The organism is Nonomuraea fuscirosea, assembly GCF_035917475.1.
Classification (GTDB): domain Bacteria; phylum Actinomycetota; class Actinomycetes; order Streptosporangiales; family Streptosporangiaceae; genus Nonomuraea; species Nonomuraea fuscirosea.
Genome location: NZ_CP109074.1, coordinates 8,535,136 through 8,551,621 on the forward strand (window position 1 = coordinate 8,535,136; position 16,486 = coordinate 8,551,621).

The 16,486-nt window shown below is 70.7% G+C and carries 14 protein-coding genes and 1 pseudogene; 8 read left to right on the top strand and 7 right to left on the bottom strand.

Annotation, left to right across the window (positions count from 1 at the left end):
• Positions 1–42: 42 nt before the first annotated feature.
• Both OIE67_RS38805 and OIE67_RS38810 read left to right on the top strand, forming a co-directional pair.
• Positions 43–957, top strand: a complete 915-nt coding sequence (locus OIE67_RS38805) for an NmrA family NAD(P)-binding protein (protein WP_326629852.1) — start codon at positions 43–45, stop codon at positions 955–957.
• A 58-nt stretch (positions 958–1,015) separates the two neighbouring features.
• Complete coding sequence (locus OIE67_RS38810) at positions 1,016–1,639, top strand: TetR/AcrR family transcriptional regulator (protein ID WP_326629854.1); 624 nt, start codon at positions 1,016–1,018, stop codon at positions 1,637–1,639.
• Positions 1,640–1,812: 173 nt separating this feature from the next.
• On the opposite strand, the gene OIE67_RS38815 is transcribed toward OIE67_RS38810, so the two are convergent.
• The 3 genes from OIE67_RS38815 to OIE67_RS38825 all read right to left on the bottom strand — a co-directional run bounded on the left by OIE67_RS38815 (position 1,813) and on the right by OIE67_RS38825 (position 6,726).
• Positions 1,813–5,541: a S8 family serine peptidase gene (locus OIE67_RS38815; RefSeq protein WP_326629857.1), complete on the bottom strand. Its 3,729-nt coding sequence runs from the start codon at positions 5,539–5,541 to the stop codon at positions 1,813–1,815.
• Positions 5,542–5,689: 148 nt separating this feature from the next.
• The gene (locus OIE67_RS38820) at positions 5,690–6,496 is read right to left on the bottom strand and encodes an MBL fold metallo-hydrolase (RefSeq protein WP_326629859.1); all 807 of its coding nucleotides are present in this window, start codon (positions 6,494–6,496) and stop codon (positions 5,690–5,692) included.
• On the bottom strand, positions 6,493–6,726 hold the full coding sequence (locus tag OIE67_RS38825; RefSeq protein ID WP_326629860.1) for a VOC family protein: 234 nt from the start codon (positions 6,724–6,726) through the stop codon (positions 6,493–6,495). The genes OIE67_RS38820 and OIE67_RS38825 overlap by 4 nt, the downstream gene beginning before the upstream one ends.
• A 277-nt stretch (positions 6,727–7,003) precedes the next feature.
• Between OIE67_RS38825 and OIE67_RS38830 the strand changes: the two genes are divergently transcribed.
• A complete protein-coding gene (locus tag OIE67_RS38830; protein ID WP_326629862.1) occupies positions 7,004–8,305 on the top strand; it encodes a serine/threonine-protein kinase in 1,302 nt (433 codons plus the stop codon).
• A gap of 178 nt (positions 8,306–8,483) precedes the next feature.
• Here the strand turns inward: OIE67_RS38830 and OIE67_RS38835 are convergent.
• Both OIE67_RS38835 and OIE67_RS38840 read right to left on the bottom strand, forming a co-directional pair.
• Positions 8,484–8,636 (bottom strand): annotated as a pseudogene (locus OIE67_RS38835) (transposase); the annotation flags it as partial.
• A gap of 106 nt (positions 8,637–8,742) precedes the next feature.
• Positions 8,743–9,291, bottom strand: a complete 549-nt coding sequence (locus OIE67_RS38840; RefSeq protein ID WP_326629864.1) for a hypothetical protein — start codon at positions 9,289–9,291, stop codon at positions 8,743–8,745.
• Between the two features lie 89 nt (positions 9,292–9,380).
• Between OIE67_RS38840 and OIE67_RS38845 the strand changes: the two genes are divergently transcribed.
• From OIE67_RS38845 to OIE67_RS38860, 4 genes are all read left to right on the top strand, one after another.
• Positions 9,381–9,542, top strand: coding sequence for a hypothetical protein (locus tag OIE67_RS38845; protein WP_326629866.1), 162 nt, complete (start codon positions 9,381–9,383; stop codon positions 9,540–9,542).
• Positions 9,543–9,694: 152 nt separating this feature from the next.
• Positions 9,695–10,222, top strand: coding sequence for a PadR family transcriptional regulator (locus tag OIE67_RS38850; RefSeq protein WP_326629868.1), 528 nt, complete (start codon positions 9,695–9,697; stop codon positions 10,220–10,222).
• Positions 10,219–10,908: an ABC transporter ATP-binding protein gene (locus tag OIE67_RS38855; protein WP_326629870.1), complete on the top strand. Its 690-nt coding sequence runs from the start codon at positions 10,219–10,221 to the stop codon at positions 10,906–10,908. Before OIE67_RS38850 ends, OIE67_RS38855 begins: the two co-directional genes overlap by 4 nt.
• Positions 10,905–13,049 (top strand): FtsX-like permease family protein, encoded by a 2,145-nt coding sequence (locus tag OIE67_RS38860; RefSeq protein WP_326629872.1) that lies wholly within the window; start codon positions 10,905–10,907, stop codon positions 13,047–13,049. The genes OIE67_RS38855 and OIE67_RS38860 overlap by 4 nt, the downstream gene beginning before the upstream one ends.
• A 212-nt stretch (positions 13,050–13,261) precedes the next feature.
• Here OIE67_RS38860 and OIE67_RS38865 read toward each other — a convergent pair whose 3' ends face one another.
• Positions 13,262–14,896 (bottom strand): golvesin C-terminal-like domain-containing protein, encoded by a 1,635-nt coding sequence (locus OIE67_RS38865; RefSeq protein WP_326629873.1) that lies wholly within the window; start codon positions 14,894–14,896, stop codon positions 13,262–13,264.
• A gap of 151 nt (positions 14,897–15,047) precedes the next feature.
• On the opposite strand from OIE67_RS38865, the gene OIE67_RS38870 reads away from it, so the two are divergent.
• On the top strand, positions 15,048–15,857 hold the full coding sequence (locus OIE67_RS38870; protein WP_326645608.1) for an IclR family transcriptional regulator: 810 nt from the start codon (positions 15,048–15,050) through the stop codon (positions 15,855–15,857).
• Positions 15,858–15,901: 44 nt separating this feature from the next.
• On the opposite strand, the gene OIE67_RS38875 is transcribed toward OIE67_RS38870, so the two are convergent.
• Positions 15,902–16,486 (bottom strand): YesL family protein, encoded by a 585-nt coding sequence (locus OIE67_RS38875; RefSeq protein WP_326629875.1) that lies wholly within the window; start codon positions 16,484–16,486, stop codon positions 15,902–15,904.

The following is a 16,486-nucleotide window of genomic DNA, read 5'->3' on the forward strand; positions in this document are numbered from 1 at the left end:
GGAGCGGGCTCCGCCACCCACCCCTTCAGAAAGGGCCGAGCCATGAACTCCACCGATCGCCGCTTCCTGATCACCGGCGCCACGGGCAAGACCGGCGCCGCCAGCGTGCGTCTGCTGCGCGAACGTGGTCATGCCGTCACCGCCCTGGTCCGGGGCGACGACGCCCGCGCCCGCGCACTGGCCGACCTGGGCGCCGACGTCCTCATCGGGGACCTGCTCGACTTCCGGGACGTCAGCACGGCCATGCGCGGCACCGAAGGCGTCTACCTCTGCTACCCGATCGAGCCCGGACTGGTGGAGGTCACCGCGAACGTCGCCCAGGCCGCCGCGGAGGCGGGCGTCGACGCGATCGTCAACATGTCGCAGATCTCCGCCCGGCGGGAGGCCAAGAGCAACGCCGCCCGGCAGCACTGGCTCGCCGAACGCCTGCTGGACCGCGGCCCCTTCCGCACCACGCACCTGCGGCCCACATTCTTCGCCGAGTGGCTGACCTGGGGCTGGCACCGCGACGGCGACTCCGGCGTGCTGGCGTTGCCGTTCGGCAACGGCCGTCACGCGCCGATCGCCGGGGTGGACCAGGCCTACGTCATCGCGGCGGTCCTCGAGCGTCCCGCCTCGCACGACCGCCAGGTCTACCCGCTGCACGGACCGGTGGAGATGAACCACTACCAGATCGCCGAGATCATGGCGCGCGTCCTGGGTATCCCCGTCCGCTACGAGCCGGTCGACGTCGAGACCTACCAGAGCGAGTTGCTCGCACGCGGGCTGCCGCAGCACCTGGTCCAGCACTTCGGCAACGTGGCCCTCGACTACCAGCAGGGCATCTTCGCCGGCACCAACAACCTCGTCGAGGTGATCGCCGATCACGCTCCGATGACGGTCCAGCAGTACGTCGCGAACAACCGGCAAACCTTCGGCGACGCCGGCCAGTTCACCGTCCGGGCCTCAGCCGCCTAAGCCGGCCATTCTGGACCGAACTGTCAGCAACGAGTTTCGATCGGATACGGTTTCCGCCATGGCGCGTCCTTTGAGCTTCGACAAGCGCAAGGTGCTCGCGATCATCGAGCGCCAGTTCCGCCAGAGCGGTTACGCAGGCACCAGCCTGGATGACATCGCCTCGGCGTCGCAACTAGGTCGGGGCAGCCTGTACGCCGCCTTCGGCGACAAACACCAGCTGTTCCTGCGCACACTGCACGACTACTGCGACCACCAGGAGGCCGCCGTGGCGGCCTCGCTGGAAGGCCCCGACGACACGGCCCTCCAGCGGCTGCACGACTACCTGATCGGCAACCTGCGCAACACTTTCGACGACCCAGATCTGCTCGGCTGTATGGCCGGACGATTCGCACTCGAGCTGGGCCGCTCCGACACCGAAGCCGCCCAGCGCATCGGCCAGGCGTTCGCCGCTCAGCGTGACGCATTACAAAAATGCTGCGCCGCGGCGCAGCGGCATGGTGATCTGGACCCCGCCGTGAACCCACAGGAGATCGCCGCCATGCTGCTCGCACTCGCCCGCGGCATCGACGTCATGGCCCGGGGCGGCACCGACGAGAACCTGATGAAAGCCACCGCACTGCGCGCGCTCGCCGGCCTGCCCACCACCGCCCAAGGACAGCGGACACTGGAGCGCCTCACCTGAAAGAGCCCCGGCTCGCCCGAGGACACACAGCCACGCGCCCCCTTACGCCAGGACCGTCTCGGGGGCGGCCGGCTGCCTGCCGCGCGTAGAAGGTGTTGCGGGCGTTGTCCCCGGGCCAAGGGTGCCCACTCAACGGGTGGGAGGGCCGGACGGCGGCCCTCCCACCGTGTGCCTCACTTCAGGCCGAACGCTCGGGTGATGGTCTGGGTGACGGTGTTGCCCTGGGTGTCGCCGGCGGCGGTGCGGAGCGTGACGAACGAGGCCCCGGCGGGGGCGTCGAGGCGGGTCCGCCAGCCGTCCCTGCCCCGGTCGAGGCGGGCCTGGTCCCAGGTCGTCCCGTCGTCGTAGGAGATCTCCAGGGTGAGGGTGCGCAGGTCGCCGGCCCCGGCCACGCCGTCGAGGTGGGACGGGGTGACGGTGAGGTCGGCACGGCGGCGCGCCTTGCCGGCGACGTCGGTGTCCACGGCGTAGTCGAGCTGGATGAACGGCAGCCGCTCGATCGCGCCCGTGGCGCCTGCCTGGGAGGTGAAGCCCCATTCGGTGCGGGTGGTGGTGGAGTAGGGGTTCGCCCAGGTGCCGCGGGAGTTCTCCGACACCAGGCGGTACGGCAGCGCCTCCGGCCGCAGGCCGGTGACGAGCAGCTGGTCGTAGGGCGCCTCGCCGAGCAGGGTGTCACCCTGGTACAGCTTCAGCGAGTTGGACACCATGCCGTTGAGGAAGGTGTCGCCGACGTGGCCGGCTCCCGAGTCGCCCCAGCTGGGCAGGACCACCTGCAGCAGGTCGTCCAGGCGCAGCGGCGACGTCTCGGGCGCCGAGCGCGGCCGGTGGATGGGGCCGAACCAGTGCAGGTCCGTGCTGGTGCCCGCCCGGTACGTCACGGGACGAATGCTCTCCTGACCGACCTCGCGGACGATCGTCGCCGCCTCGTGCCAGGACACCCCGGCCGTGACGTAGTCGGTGCGCTCGCCCATGGCCAGCGCCTCCGAGGCGCCTATGGGCGTCGCGGTGCTGTACCCGAACCGCCAGTAGTCGTCGCGCGACTCGATGGCCCTGGACTGCCGGTAGTTACGGAACGAGACGTCCACCCGGGCCAGGTCCTTGTTCCCTGGCCGGTAGGTCGGGTCCGCGGGCACGGCGCCCTTGAAGCGGTGGACCAGGTCGTAGACGTACTCGGTGGTCGGGTTCGACGTCACGTCGAGCCGTGTGCGCCGACCGCGCTGGATCTGCGCGATCAGCTGCTCGCCCTCGTCGAGGCCCAGCGAGGCCACCGTCAGCGGCGCCAGGTTCGGCGCTCCGTAGATCGGGTCGTTCCAGGGGGTGATGCGGCCGGGGCCGTCGTTGACGACGAGCAGGAGTTTCGCGCCCGCCGCCGCCGCGGCGGCGGCCTGGTCCTCGCGGCTGACCGTGTCGTTGTTCCGGACGACCACGGCCTTGCCCGCGGCACCCTTGGACGGGTAGGCGGCGGCCCCGCCGTCGCCAGCGAAGATCGCCTCGATCGTGTGGCGGCCCTTGGGCAGCGGAGCCGCGCCGCGGTGCACCAGCGCGTCGTCGAAGACGTGGCCGGAGGTGGAGACGGTCAGGGCCGGCTGGTTCAGCCGCCAGTGCCCGCCGAGCTCGAACTCGCCCACGCCCACCTTGCCGCCGGTCGGCAGCGTCCAGACGCTGTCGTACGACGCGTCCGGCCACCGGCTGCTGGCGGAGTAGTCGTCGTCGGCCACGCCCCGGTAGACGTCGACCCGCATGCCGTCCAGGGAGCTGAGCTTGGGGGTGAGCGCGGTCAGGCGCCGGGCCTTGCGCGCGTCGATGACGACGGTGCGATCCCGGTCGAGTGCGATGTCGGTCACCGCGAGCAGGCCGAAGCCGCGTGAGTGGGGGCCGTGCGCGCCCTCCAGGTCGGCGTCCAGCCAGGTGGTGTAGGTGCCTTCGGGGATGCGCACGCTGCCGGTGCCGGAGGGGTCCAGGATGAGCGGGGCGAAGAATTTCTTGCCCGTCAGGATGAGGTCGCCGCCCAGTGCCTTGCCGGCGCGGTCCTTGGCGGTGAGGGTGAGGACGTGCCGGGCTCCCTCCTCCGCGGCGCCGATGAGGGTGCGGGCGCGCGGGGTGCCGGAGGCGTCCGTGGCCTCGACCGTGCCGGTGACCGTGGTGTCGGCCGGCACCTCGTCGTAGTGCGCCGTGACGCGTACGGTGGCCGTGCCGTGAGCCGGGACGGTGACCTGCGGCCGCGACAGCGTGAACGCGCCCTGCGGCGCGCCGTTCACGCGGGTGGCCAGATCGAAGGTGACCGGAGTGTCCCCGAGGTTGGTGTAGGTCACCTCCTTCGTGCTCGTGGCGCCCGCTTCGACGGGGTACGAGCGGTGGCCCGCGAACGCGCTCGCCGTGGCGAACACGGTGGCCGCGCTGGTGGCGGCGATGTCCAGGCGTCCGCTGCCGGCCTCGGCGGCGGTGTAGCCGGGGGTGGGCTTGGCGGTGCTGACCAGGGCGTCCTTCAGCTGGGCACCGGTCCAGTCGGGATGCTGCGCGGCCAGCAGCGCCGCCGCGCCCGCGACGTGCGGCGTGGCCATGGAGGTGCCGCTCATCGTCTGGTAGTGACCGTCGCCCTCGGCGGCGTACTGCGAGCGGGCCGCGAGGATGTCGACGCCGGGAGCGGTGATCTCCGGCTTGAGGCCGCGGTCACCCCCGCGCGGGCCCCGGCTGGAGAAGTCGGCCAGGCGGTCGGCGCCGTCCACCGCGCCGACGGCGAGGGCCGCGTCGGCCGCGGCCGGCGTGCCGACCGTGAAGCCGGTGGGGCCGGAGTTGCCGGCGGCGATCACGAACAGCGCGCCTGTTTCGGCGCTGAGCTGGTTGACGGCCGCGCTGAGCGGATCCGTGCCGTCGGTGGCGTCCGCGCCGAGACTCATGCTGATGATCTTGGCTCGTTCGGTGCGGGCGGCCCACTCCATGCCGGCCAGCACCCAGGACTCCTGGCCCTCGCCGGCGTTGTCCAGGACCTTGCCGACATGCAAGCGGGCGCCGGGGGCGACACCACGCTCCTTGCCTCCGGAGGCGGCGCCCGTGCCGGCGATGGTGGAAGCGACGTGGGTGCCGTGCCCCTGGCCGTCCTCGACCGTCTGGTCGGGTACGAAGGTCTCGGCTTGCGCCACGCGACCGGCCAGGTCGGGGTGAGCGGTGTCGACGCCCGAGTCCAGGACGGCGACGTCCACCCCATCGCCGGTGTTGCCGCCCGCCCACACCTGGGGCGCGCCGACCTGGGCGGTACTCTCGGCGAGCTCCGCCTTCACCTTACCGTCGAGCCAGACCTTGGCGATGCCGCCCGAGAGCACCGCCTCGCCACCCGCGCGACCGGAGGCGCCGGGGACGCGGGCGTCCTTCGTGAGCGAGGCCCAGAACCCGGCCGAGCGGTCAGCGTCCACGGCGGCGCCCTGAATGCTGGACAGGGCGCGCACCTGCCGGGCGCCCTGGGGCACAGCGGCGGTCCTGGCACGGGCGGAGGCGTCGGTGTAGGAGACGATGAGCGGCAGGCGGTCACGCCGCGCGTCGTCGTATCCGTGCGCCAGCAGCCGGGTGACGTTGAACAGGTTCCGGTCCAGCAGACCGGCCGCCAGGTACTTCAGGGTAGACCGGGGGTAGACGTACGTCTCGCCGCCTTCCGCGTGCGTGACAGCGTCCGCGGGGCGCCCGTCCGGGCTCAGCACCGTGCGGGTCACGCCACCGTCCGGCGCGGTCGTGACGGTCACCTTGTCACCGGTGATCAGAGTGACCGTCCGCGCGGGTGCGGCGGCGGTGGAGAGGGATAACGCCGGGGCGGCGGTCGAGGCGGCGCCGGCGGGTGGAACGGCCGCGAACGCGGCCAGGGCGATGCTCGATGCTGCCAGCACATGCTTGTGCCGGGATGAGAGTGACAAATGTGCCTCTATGGTACGGAAGGGATAGAACCGGAGGAAACCTTAGGGAAGAGAAAGCGATCTTGACCAGGCGCTGTACATCCCAATGCGGTATCACCTACGCAACAAACAGCGACCTTGCCGGGTGATCGGGTGACGCGTCAGGGCGTCAGCGGTGCAAAGGTGTCCAGGTGCCGTGCGGGGCCGTCCGCAATAGCGCGGTCAGGCCGGCTTCGTCGAAGGCCAGCTCCAGGTCGGCCAGTCCCTCGGAGAAGTGGGCCCAGCCGTCATAGTGGGCCGGAATCACGAGATCCAGGTCCAGGACGGCCGCGGCTGCCGCGGCCCGCCGGCTGTCGAACGTCAGGGGGCGCCCGCCGAACTTCGCGGGTACGCGGGCCGCTCCGGCGTGGAGCACGGCTACGTCGATGTCCGGCAGGCGGCGGGAGATCTCCGCCACGGTACGGATGGAGGCGTTGTCGCCGCTGATGTAGATCGTGGGGAGTCCCGGGCCGGACAGGACGAACCCGGTGACCTCACAGTTGACGTTGCCGTCGGCATCGCGATCGCCGTCTTCGGGGCCGTGGACGGCGGGCACCGCCTGGACGGTGAGATGGCCCGCGCCGTCGCCGCGGAGCACCTGATAGCCGCTCCAGCCGGCGAGGCCGATCGCGGGAGGACCGAGTCGTGCCGCGGAGAGCGGGCCGGTGATGACCAGCGGGGCGGTTCTGGCGAACACGCGTCCGCGCTCGTCGAAGTTGTCCGGGTGGCCGTCGTGGCTGACCAGCACCAGGTCGACCGCGCCCAGGGCGTCCTCGGGGACGGCGGGACCCGCCGTTTTCGTCAGGTATCCGTGCGGCCCGGCATCGTCGAAGGTCGGGTCGCTGACGATGCGCAGGCCGCCGATGTCGATGACAGCCGTCGGCCCGCCCAGGACGGTGATCGCACATTCCTGCCGGGGCAGCCTGGTCGTGGTCATCCGATCAGCACGATCAAGTGCAGGCCCTGCGCCGAGCCCGGCGTCTGGGACGTGACCGACGTGCCGAAGATGACCGCGGCCGGCGAGCCGGGAGGGGTCACCCGCACCACCCGGAAGTCCTGACCGGTGGCGACGCCGGCGTCCAGTCGCCGGCCCAGCCCCGCATAGAACTCCTTGGCCCGCCCGGCATCCGAGACCGGCACCACGACCGCTTCCAGCTTCATCTCCATGACCTGCGCCTCCTGCGCTCGCACCCGGCCGGCACGACGGGATTGGTGCAGTCTGCCCCCGGGTGATCAGAGGAAAACGCCCTGGTCACCCAAGGTCGGCAGGCGTCGCGGAAGCCGGTGGGGCGCATCGGCTCCTCCGCCACCTGAAAGTGACCAGGTCACGTTGCTGTTACCGGTTGTCGAAGAGTACATCAGTAACCAAAAGTAACTCCCGGAGGAGCCCGCCATGACCGCCCGGGACCGAGCGGCACGGCACGATCAGGAGAGGTGACACACCATGCAGGATCTTCCTGTGCCGAACCCCGAAGGCCCGGCACACGTCAGCGGCTACCACCTGGTGAGACGGCTGGGCGAAGGCGGCCAGGGCGCGGTCTTCCTCGGCGAGTCCCCCGGTGGGCGGCAGGTGGCGATCAAAATACTGCACTCCTGCTTCGCCGCAGACTCCCACGTCAGGGAACGGTTCCGCCGGGAAGCGGAGATCGCACAGCGGCTGGCCACCTTCTCCACCGCCCGCGTGCTGGAAACCGGCTTCACCCAGGAGCGTCCGTACATCATCAGCGAATACGTTCCGGGGCCGTCGCTGGAGAGACTGGTCAAGGAGGGCGGGCCGCGGAGCGGCGGCGGGCTGGAGCGGCTGGCGGTCACCACGCTGACCGCTCTGACCTCGATCCACGCGGCCGGGATCGTGCACCGCGACTTCAAGCCGAGCAACGTGATCATGGGCCAGGAAGGGCCGGTGGTGATCGACTTCGGGATCGCCTTCGCGCTGGACGCGACCGCCGGCTCGACCGAGCCGGCGGGCACGCCGGCGTACATGGCGCCGGAGCAGCTGGACGACCAGCCTCTCACTCCCGCCTCCGACATGTTCTCGTGGGCGGGCACGATCGTCTTCGCGGCCACCGGCCGACCGGCCTTCGCCGGCGGTACCGTACCGGCGACGCTCAACGCCGTCCTGCACGCCGAGCCCGACCTGTCCGGCCTGCCCGATGAGCTGCGCCACCTGGTTGCGGCGTGCCTGGCCAAAAATCCGGCGTCCCGTCCGGCGGCCGTGGACCTGCTGTGCGACCTCGTCGGCGGCGACCGCGGACCGTCATCCGCCGTCAGCGACACCGCTCCCGCGCGCGACGTTCGGCCTGCCAGCCGTCATCGGCACCGTCAGCAGCGTCACCAGCACCGCAATTTGCACCGTCCTGTGGACCGCCCCGAGCACCGTGCCGCCGGCGATTCTGGGCGGGGCCGGGCGGAGGGCAGGCATGCGGCGTCGCCGGCTTCGGCGACGCCGGCGCCGGCCGCCCCCGCGTCATCGAGGGCCGATCGCCGGCGTCGCGGCGCCGCGATCGTGGCCGCCGGCACGGCTGTGGTCGCCACGGCCGGCACGCTGCTGTTCTCATCGGTGTCCGGCAGCCCCGCAGACGCGCAGGATCGCTGGACGCGCGGCTCCGCCACGCCGCCGGCCTGCGTGACCGGCGACCCTGCCGCTCATCCGCTCCCTCAGCCCTCGGCGCCCCCCGATCCTGCCTCGGCCGGCTGCGCCGAGGAGACCGGCGGCCAAGGTGACCCGGTGCCGTGGGCCCCATGAGGGCGTCGCTCGCCGAGCCCGCCGTTCCGGCCGCCAGGAACGGGAGCAGGTGCCCTCACCGGGGGTATATCGCCGAGGTCAACTCGGCGACGTCGTCATCGGTCACCTGCAGGCCCGCGGCGGCCACGTTCTGCTCCAGATGATCGACCGACGAGGTGCCGGGAATGGGCAAGGACGGCAGCGGCCGATTGGGCCAGAGTGCCCGAGGCGCCTCGGCCCCGTACACCTCGGCCAGGTGAGCGGAGATCTCGCCGGTGGTCAGCCCCTTGGCAGCCAGGGAGATGACCATCTCGTCCACGCCGGACAGACGCCGCTGCCGCTTGCGCACGATAGGACCCGAGCCGACGCCCGCACCCATGTCGACGCCCACCGCACGCCGGGAGAAGTGTTCTTCTTGCCGGAAGCCGCGGCTCTCCGACGGCATCCCTCGCCGGGTCTCACCCCATACCGGGTACCGACCCGAACCGATCGGTCCCCGGGAGCTCGCCCAGGTTCTCGCCGCCGCCTCCACCAACTGCCCTGGCGACCTGGGTGACCACCTCATGGTCACGCTCCACCTGATCGCCCTGCGCGTGACAGGGCTGCCGGCGGGGGCCTACCGCTACGACGCCAGGCGGCGCGAATTGCACCGCGCCACCCCCAACGACGCGGTGGAGTTCATCGCCTACGTGCCCGAGCACCGCGCCTTCGGCGAGAAGGCTTGCGTCGCCGCCGTGGAGGAGCATTTCACCTGCTGCGCAGCGCAGCAGGATGTACGGCACAGCGGCGGCCTCGGGCCGCAGCACCCGTGCCAGGGCGGCCGCCGGGGTGCCGATGTCGGCCGGCGCCGCGTTCAGCTCGGTCAGCCGGTCACGCAGGGTATGCAGCGAGGACCTCCAGACGGCCGGCATGCCCCCGTCCGGCTCGCCGAGCAGGTCGTCCTGGCCCCGTACGTCGTGGTAGGCGATGTGGGTGCTGTGCCAGCGGGACGGGGCAGGCGTGGTCATCCGGGTGAGCTTTCGTCGAGCGCGGCCAGGACGCGCAGGGTGAGACGCCTCTCAGCGGTGGGGGTGATGCCCAGCCGGTTGTTCAGCAGGTGCTCGCCCAGCACCGGGTGCTCGCCGAGCGCGAGCAGGACGACGGCCCGCTCAACCCCTGGTATCCCGACAGCAGCTGCAAGGTCTTCGCCGGATTCGTCGGCTCCCGCAACTTCGAACCTTTCAGCGCTCCGTTCCCGACCTTCGTCAAGTTCGGGTAAAGGACAGCGCCCCCGCAGGGTGAGAGCCTTCGCACTCGGATGAGGTCGTTGTCCATGCCTGACCCTGCCTGAGCTGGGCGGAGAGTTCTGTCTGGCGCTCATGCGCGCACAACTATACCCAACGAGTATACCCGTCGGGTATAGTGTGGCGCATGAGCGTTCCCTACACACTGCTGGGGCTGATCGAGGAGACCGCGCGCCACGGTTACGACCTGAAGCAGTCCTACGATCGCCGGTTCGGCGATGCCAAGCCGATCCGCTTCAGCCAGATCTACCGTGCCCTGGCCCAGCTGGTGCGCGATGGGCAGGCCGAGATCGTGGGCGTGGAGCCGGGCGCCGGACCGGACCGCAAGCGCTATGCGATCACCCGGGAAGGGGTGGCCGATTTGGACCGCTGGCTGGCCGAGCCGGAAGATCCGCAGCCCCAGCTCCAAAACGTGCTGTTCACCAAGGTCGTGCTGGCGCTCATCTCCGGCCGCTCAGCCGAGGAGTTCCTTGACGCTCAGCGGGAGCGGCACATGAGCAGGATGCGCGAGCTGACCAAGATCCGTCGCGAGGCGACGGAGACGCACACCGAGTTGCTCGCCGACTATCAGCTCTTCCATATCGAGGCTGACCTGCGCTGGATCGACCACGCCGCCGTGCGGCTGGCCTCGCTCGCGGCGGAGGTGCGGCAATGATGGACCTGCTGACGTGCCGCGACCTGCACAAGAGCTTCGGCCTGACGCATGCGCTGCGCGGCGCCAACCTCTCGGTGAACGCGGGGGAGGTGCTGGCGGTCATGGGACCCAGCGGATCGGGCAAATCGACATTGCTCCAGTGCATGGCGGGCATCCTCACCCCGGACTCCGGAGAGGTGAGCCTCGACGGGATGCGGATCGACTCTCTGGGTGACGACCGGCGTTCCCGGCTGCGGCGGATGATCTTCGGTTTCGTCTTCCAGTTCGGGCAGCTGGTGCCTGAGCTCCCGGTGGTGGAGAACATCGCGCTGCCCCTGCTGCTGGCCGGGCATCGCCGCCGGGCCGCGCTCGCCACCGCCCGGGATTGGCTGCCGCGGCTAGGCCTGGACGGGCTCCACGACCGACTGCCCATCGACCTGTCGGGCGGGCAGGGGCAACGGGTGGCGATCGCCAGAGCGCTGATCGCGGGTCCCCGTGTGCTGTTCGCCGACGAGCCGACCGGAGCGCTCGACTCCGTGGCGGCCGACCAGGTCATGGAGGTGCTCATCGACGAGGTCCGTGCCCAGGGCACCTGCCTGCTCATGGTGACCCACGAGCCGAGGGTCGCAGCCTATGCCGATCGTACGGTCACTGTGCGAGACGGACGGGTCGTCCACCCGGTCAGAGGCTCGGAGGTTGTGCGATGAGCGTGCTGCTCGGGCTGCGGATGACCTATGCCGCAGGGCGGGGGAGCCTGCTCCGGCTGGTGCTGACGGCCGTGGGCGTCGGTGCCGGAGTCGTGTTACTGCTGCTGGTGCTGTCCGGTCAGTCCGCGCTGCAGGGGCGGGTGGAAAGATCGGCGTGGCAGGACACGGAGGCCTCGACCGAGGCGACGGCACCTGACCCGGCGCTGTGGCTGGCGGTCAGCGACCACTACGCGGGCAGGCCGCTGCACCGCGTCCACGTGGCCGCGCTCGGGGCGCGTCCGCCCATCCCGCCAGGGCTGGACAGGCTTCCCGCAGCGGGAGAGGTCGCCGTCTCACCGGCGATGCGTGACCTTCTCGCTGCCACCCCGGCCGATCAACTCGGGGATCGCATCCCCGGCCGAGTCACCATGACCATCGGTGACGCGGGGCTGCGCCATCCGGATCACCTCGTGGCGGTCATCGGCCATACGCCCGAGGAGCTGCGCCGGCTTGGCGGAGCGCAGGTGGTGAACGGGATCGAGACCCAGTCGCTGGATCTCACGGATTTCCTCAGGTTCACCCTGGTGGTGGCGGCGATCCTCATGCTCTTCCCCATCCTGATCTTCATGATCATGGTGGCGAGGATCTCCGCCGCCCGCCGGGTGCAGCGCCTGACCGCGATGCGCATGGCCGGTGCGACCAGGATGCAGACAGCCGCGATGGCGGCAGCCGAGACCGGGTTCGGCGCCGTGGTGGGGACCGCGGGCGGATTGCTCGGCTACCTGGCGGCGCGCCCGATCCTCGCCGGCATCGTGGAATACGGGGGTTATCAGGGCGGCCGCTTCTTCGCTGACGACTTCACCGTGCCGGCAGCTCAGCTGGTCGTCGTCCTGGTGGGCGTGCCGCTGGTGGCGACGGCCGCCACTGTCCTGTCGCTGCGCCGGGTGCGGATCACCCCACAGGGCATCGGCGCACGCGCACCCCAGCCGCCACCCAGCGCATGGCGGACGCTCCCGGTGGTGGCCGGCGTCGCCGGGTTCGCCGTCGACGCCGTTGTGCTGCGCAACCAGCCGGACCTCAGGGCAGACACCGGCTGGCCCATCAACGTCCTGCTGCTCTGCAGCCTGGTCGGCGCCGTGGTGATCGGGCCGCGGTTGTGCCTGCTCATCAGCCGGGCCATGATCCGGTACGGCAGGCGCGTCACCACCCTCATAGCGGCCCGGCGCATCGCCGCCGATCCCCGAGGTGCCTACCGGGCGGTCAGTGGTGTCCCGCTGGCTGTGTTCGTCACCACGCTCCTGGCCGGCCTCTTCGGCACCGGTGCGATGGAGGCCACACGTCAGGTGCCGTTCGACGCCGCACTGCGCCCCGGCGTGGTGGAGGTGTACGCCGGCGGCCAGCCCGCCTCAGCACTCGCCCCGCTCATGTCCGGCCAGGTGGTCGTGGCACGCACCGTGCCCGGTGGCGGTGTTTCCGTGTCCTGCGCCGAGCTGGCCAAGATGGTTCAGGTGACCTGCCCGCTGCCGCCGGGACTGGGCGACCACGTCCAGATGCCCGACACCGCCGCCATGGGAATCTGGGCCACGGGCGGCAAGCTGGTCGAGCCGCGGCCCGGCTCCGGCACCCTGCCCGTGCACTCCCTTTACCTACCGACAGACGGCACCGTCGCCGGGCAAGAGCGCGTCCGCACCCAGGCCGCGTCCCTGCTGCCGCGGGCGATCGTTAGCACCGACCGCGACGTCTTCCGCCAGACCGTCGAGTTCGACGCCCTGTTCGATATCGAGGCAGTGATGCGCGTGGTCACGCTCTTCGTTCTGCTGGTGGCAGGCTGCAGCCTGACGATCTCCCTCATCGGCGGGCTGACCGAACGACGCCGTCCCTTCGCGCTGCTCCGCGCAACCGGGGTGAGCCTCGGCGAGTTGCGCCGCATCGCGCTGCTGGAGACAGCCGTGCCCCTGGTGTTCACGGTGCTCCTGTCGGCTGCGCTCGGCGCCGTGCCCGCCGCGGCGTACTCGATCATCTTGGCGATGCCATACCCCGCGCCGGGCTGGGACTTCGCCGCGTTCCTCGGCGGCGGCACGCTGGCCGCCCTGGCCACGACGATGCTGGCGCTGCCTCTGATCGACCACGCCACCAGGCACGACGCCGTGCGCTTCGAGTAGGGCGCCTCCATCCTTGAGGGTTCTGAGCAGTTCCCAAAAGTGTGAGCGAACGTGAGTGAACGGATCCCAGAAGTTCCGTAGGAATAGGCCTGTCGTGTTGGGTCGGACCGGGGCGCCCTGCCGTGATTGCTCACGGCTGGCTCCCCCGGCCCGCCCGCCGCATCACGCCAAGGCCGGCTGGAGCGGGCGCGGCAGCTTGGCAGCCAGCGGGTTCAACGACGTGTGAGTTTCACTGAGTCGGCACGGATGCATCCCGCTCCGTCCCGCGCCAGCTCGAAGGTGTATTCGCCGCCGGGCGACGCGTCGACCTGGCCGAGAGAGATCCAGGCGGCGCCGGCGGCGCTGAAGTCGATCCTCCGTTCCGCCAGCCGGGCCGAGCCAAGGCTCAGCGTCGCGAGCGCCTGAGTGTTGCCTCCCTCGGCCCCCGTGCGGTAGACGAACGCCTCGTAGCGGCCCGTGGCCGGCACCTTCAGCTTCCACTCGGCGGCGGCCCCCTGCTGGCACGATTGCCGCGAAGTCAGCGCACCGAAGCCGGGCAGAGACGACTTGGCCCAGCCGGGACCACTCTCGGTATAGCCGACGGCGGCTGGGCCGTCATTGTCGCCGTAGGAGTCCTTCTCGTAGAAGCGGAAGTAGTCGAAGGCGACAGTCGCGGGCAGTTGCCCGGTGTCGGGGTAGTCGTTGTAGGCGACCGCCGTCAGCCAGACCTTCATCCAGTCGTGCACGAAAGGACCAGCGGGGTAAGCCAGGTAGGCACGCTGACTGCCGTCGACGAAGAACCGCACACCAGCCTCGTCGTACTCGTAGCCGAAGACATGCCAGCCCTGGGACAGGTCGGTGCCCACGTCGTACCAGCCGCTGGTCACCTGCCGGCGCGGGAGGCGGTGGTCGAAGACATTGTGGATCACCCGGTTCGGGTGGATGGAGTCGATCTCGAAGCCGTCGATCTCGGCGAGCTGACACGTGTGGACACCGTCGGCGCCGCCGCACATGGACCAGAAGGCGGGATGCCAGCCAGGCCCCTCGTTGATCCGGACGCGGGTCTCGTAGTAGCCGTAGCGCATGAGTCGCTTGGAGACCAGGCCGCCGCCGGTGAAGAGCTTGCCGCGGTCTGTCTCAGCCTTCAGGTCGATGACGGCGGCGCCGTCGGTGCCTGCCATGTCCGGATCGAAGCGGACGTTCTGGGCGCGCTGCGAGCTGTTTCCCCGAACGTCGGTGCGCGGATCCCATGGGCCGTTCGCCCAGTCGATGGGCTCGGTGAACTCGTCGGCGAATGTGAGGCGATAGGCGGCGAGGTCGGGACCGTTGCGGGGCGGCGGGTTGAGCGGGCCGCCCTGCCGCAGCCGGACGGCGTAGGTGCGGGCGTACTCGTCGAGAGGCTCGGCGGGCGTGAGGTCGGGTCCGGCGGTGAGCTGCACCGTGACGTTCTGTCCCGCAGTGGCGGTCACCGATCCGAGCGCGCGCCAGTACCCGCCGCCCTCGCGTTGGTCAACGACCCGCGTGTCGCCCCCGGGCGTGAGGGTGTACGCGGCGTTGCGAGCGCTGGTATGGAACGGCGGGTACCACACGTCGACCTCGTACGTGCCGGCCTTCGGAGCGGTCAGCGACCAGGAGGCGGTGTCGCCGGGTTTGTTGCTGTAGCGGGCCTGGCCGCCGGCGAACCCGGACAGGGCGCCTGGCAGCCAGGTGCCCGACTCCTGATACCCCGGCTCCATGACGGTCTTGACCAGGGTCCACGGTTCAAGGGCGGCCCCGCCAGGAGGGACGGCTGAAGCGGGGGCGGGCAGAGCGCTTACGAGCAACGCCGCGGCGATGACGGTGAGGGATGTTCGGCGAAGGGGGGGCATCAGCACTCCTCGACTTCATCAGATTAGTGACCTGTATAACAGATGTGTCGCCCATATTACAGAGGCGTATCCCACGGATAAGTGCCCACATGGCGGAGGCATGTCATCTACGATGTGGATGGCAATTCCGCGATGGGGACAGGTGAAGATCATGGTGGCCCGCGTGCCGGCGCGTGAATCCGCAGGTGGAACCCAGAGTGTGGAGCGCGCGCTGTCGCTGCTCTCCGCTTTCAGCGAGGAATACCCCGCGCGCCGGATCTCCGAGCTGGTCGCCAGCACCGGATTGGGCCAGTCGACAGTGTCGCGCCTGGTCGGCGCGCTGGTCACGCTTGGCTACCTGGCGCACGACGAGCGCAGCGGCCTGTACTCCATCGGCCCGCGAGTGATCACGCTGGCCGGCGTCGCCCTCAACCACTCCCCGGTCCACCAGCAATCGCGCCAGCCGGCCCAGAATCTCGCGCGGGCCCTCGGCCTGGGCGCCAACGTGGCCGAGCGGCACGGTCCGAGCCTGTTCTACCTGTGCCATTTCGAAGGCCACGGCGCGCCGCGTCCCACGACGCTGGTCGGCCACGGCGGGCCACTGCACGCCACCGGAATGGGAAAGGCGCTGATCAGCGAGCTGTCACGGGCCGAAATCAACGAGCTGCTGGGCTCTTCGTACGCCAGCTACACCCCGCGCACGATCACCGATCTGGAAGCCCTGACGGCGGCGCTGGAGGAGGTGCGCCGACGGGGCTACGCGACCGAGGTGGAAGAGCTGGCGTTCGGCCGTGCCTGCCTGGCCGCGCCGATCCGTGACAGGACTGGCCGCATCGTGGCCGCGCTGTCGGTGTCCGGGCCGCTGTCGGCCATGAACCTCGCCCAGCGCCAGGACGAGCTGGCCATGACGGTCATCGAATACGCCGATCAGATCTCCTCCGGCCTCGGCCACCACGCGACCGTGACCAGCCTGCGGACCTGATCGCCAGGTCACTCGGGCAGTCACTCGGGCAGTCACTCGGGCAGTCACTCGGGCAGCGTACGGCGTGCGGCCAGGGTGCCGAGCAGGGCCGGCAGCGCCGGGACGAGGAACGGGAGCGCGGCGGGCGTCGCGTACCAGGCGCCGGCGACCAGGACGGCGACCAGCAGGGCCGCGACCAGCGTCACACCCGGGCGCTTCCACGCCAGCACCACCGTGACCCGCCAGACTTGGACCGTGCCCAGGTCCAGGTGCACCAGTACGGCGGGCAACTGCAGCAGCGTGGCGAGATAGAGGAACAGCAGGACGGCGAGGCCGGGGGCGACCGGCGTGCCACGGGCGGCCAGCAGGTAGAAGACGAGCACCCACACGGTCAGCAGCGGCACGCCGAGCGCCGCCTGCGCGGACAAGAGGTGCGTTCGCCACTGCGACCAGAAGTCCCGCCACATCCGCGGCGATCGGCCGAGCAGGTAGGAGCGCTGGAGTGCGTACAGGGCGTACGTGCTGGGGGCCAGCCCGCCGACCACCAGCCCCGCCAGCACGCCGAGTATCCACAGAAGGTTCAGCCCGATCAGCCGGACCGGCCAGTCGAGCCACACGTACAGGCGGCCGAAGCGCCCCCCGATCTCCAC

Bases quoted from the DNA above. Each gene is read 5' to 3' on its own strand.
- OIE67_RS38830 (WP_326629862.1), top strand. From the start codon at position 7,004: ATGCAGGATCTTCCTGTGCCGAACCCCGAAGGCCCGGCACACGTCAGC.
- OIE67_RS38865 (WP_326629873.1), bottom strand. From the start codon at position 14,896: ATGCCCCCCCTTCGCCGAACATCCCTCACCGTCATCGCCGCGGCGTTG.
- OIE67_RS38850 (WP_326629868.1), top strand. From the start codon at position 9,695: ATGAGCGTTCCCTACACACTGCTGGGGCTGATCGAGGAGACCGCGCGC.
- OIE67_RS38870 (WP_326645608.1), top strand. From the start codon at position 15,048: ATGGTGGCCCGCGTGCCGGCGCGTGAATCCGCAGGTGGAACCCAGAGT.
- OIE67_RS38805 (WP_326629852.1), top strand. From the start codon at position 43: ATGAACTCCACCGATCGCCGCTTCCTGATCACCGGCGCCACGGGCAAG.
- OIE67_RS38840 (WP_326629864.1), bottom strand. From the start codon at position 9,291: ATGACCACGCCTGCCCCGTCCCGCTGGCACAGCACCCACATCGCCTAC.
- OIE67_RS38810 (WP_326629854.1), top strand. From the start codon at position 1,016: ATGGCGCGTCCTTTGAGCTTCGACAAGCGCAAGGTGCTCGCGATCATC.
- OIE67_RS38855 (WP_326629870.1), top strand. From the start codon at position 10,219: ATGATGGACCTGCTGACGTGCCGCGACCTGCACAAGAGCTTCGGCCTG.
- OIE67_RS38860 (WP_326629872.1), top strand. From the start codon at position 10,905: ATGAGCGTGCTGCTCGGGCTGCGGATGACCTATGCCGCAGGGCGGGGG.
- OIE67_RS38820 (WP_326629859.1), bottom strand. From the start codon at position 6,496: ATGACCACGACCAGGCTGCCCCGGCAGGAATGTGCGATCACCGTCCTG.
- OIE67_RS38825 (WP_326629860.1), bottom strand. From the start codon at position 6,726: ATGGAGATGAAGCTGGAAGCGGTCGTGGTGCCGGTCTCGGATGCCGGG.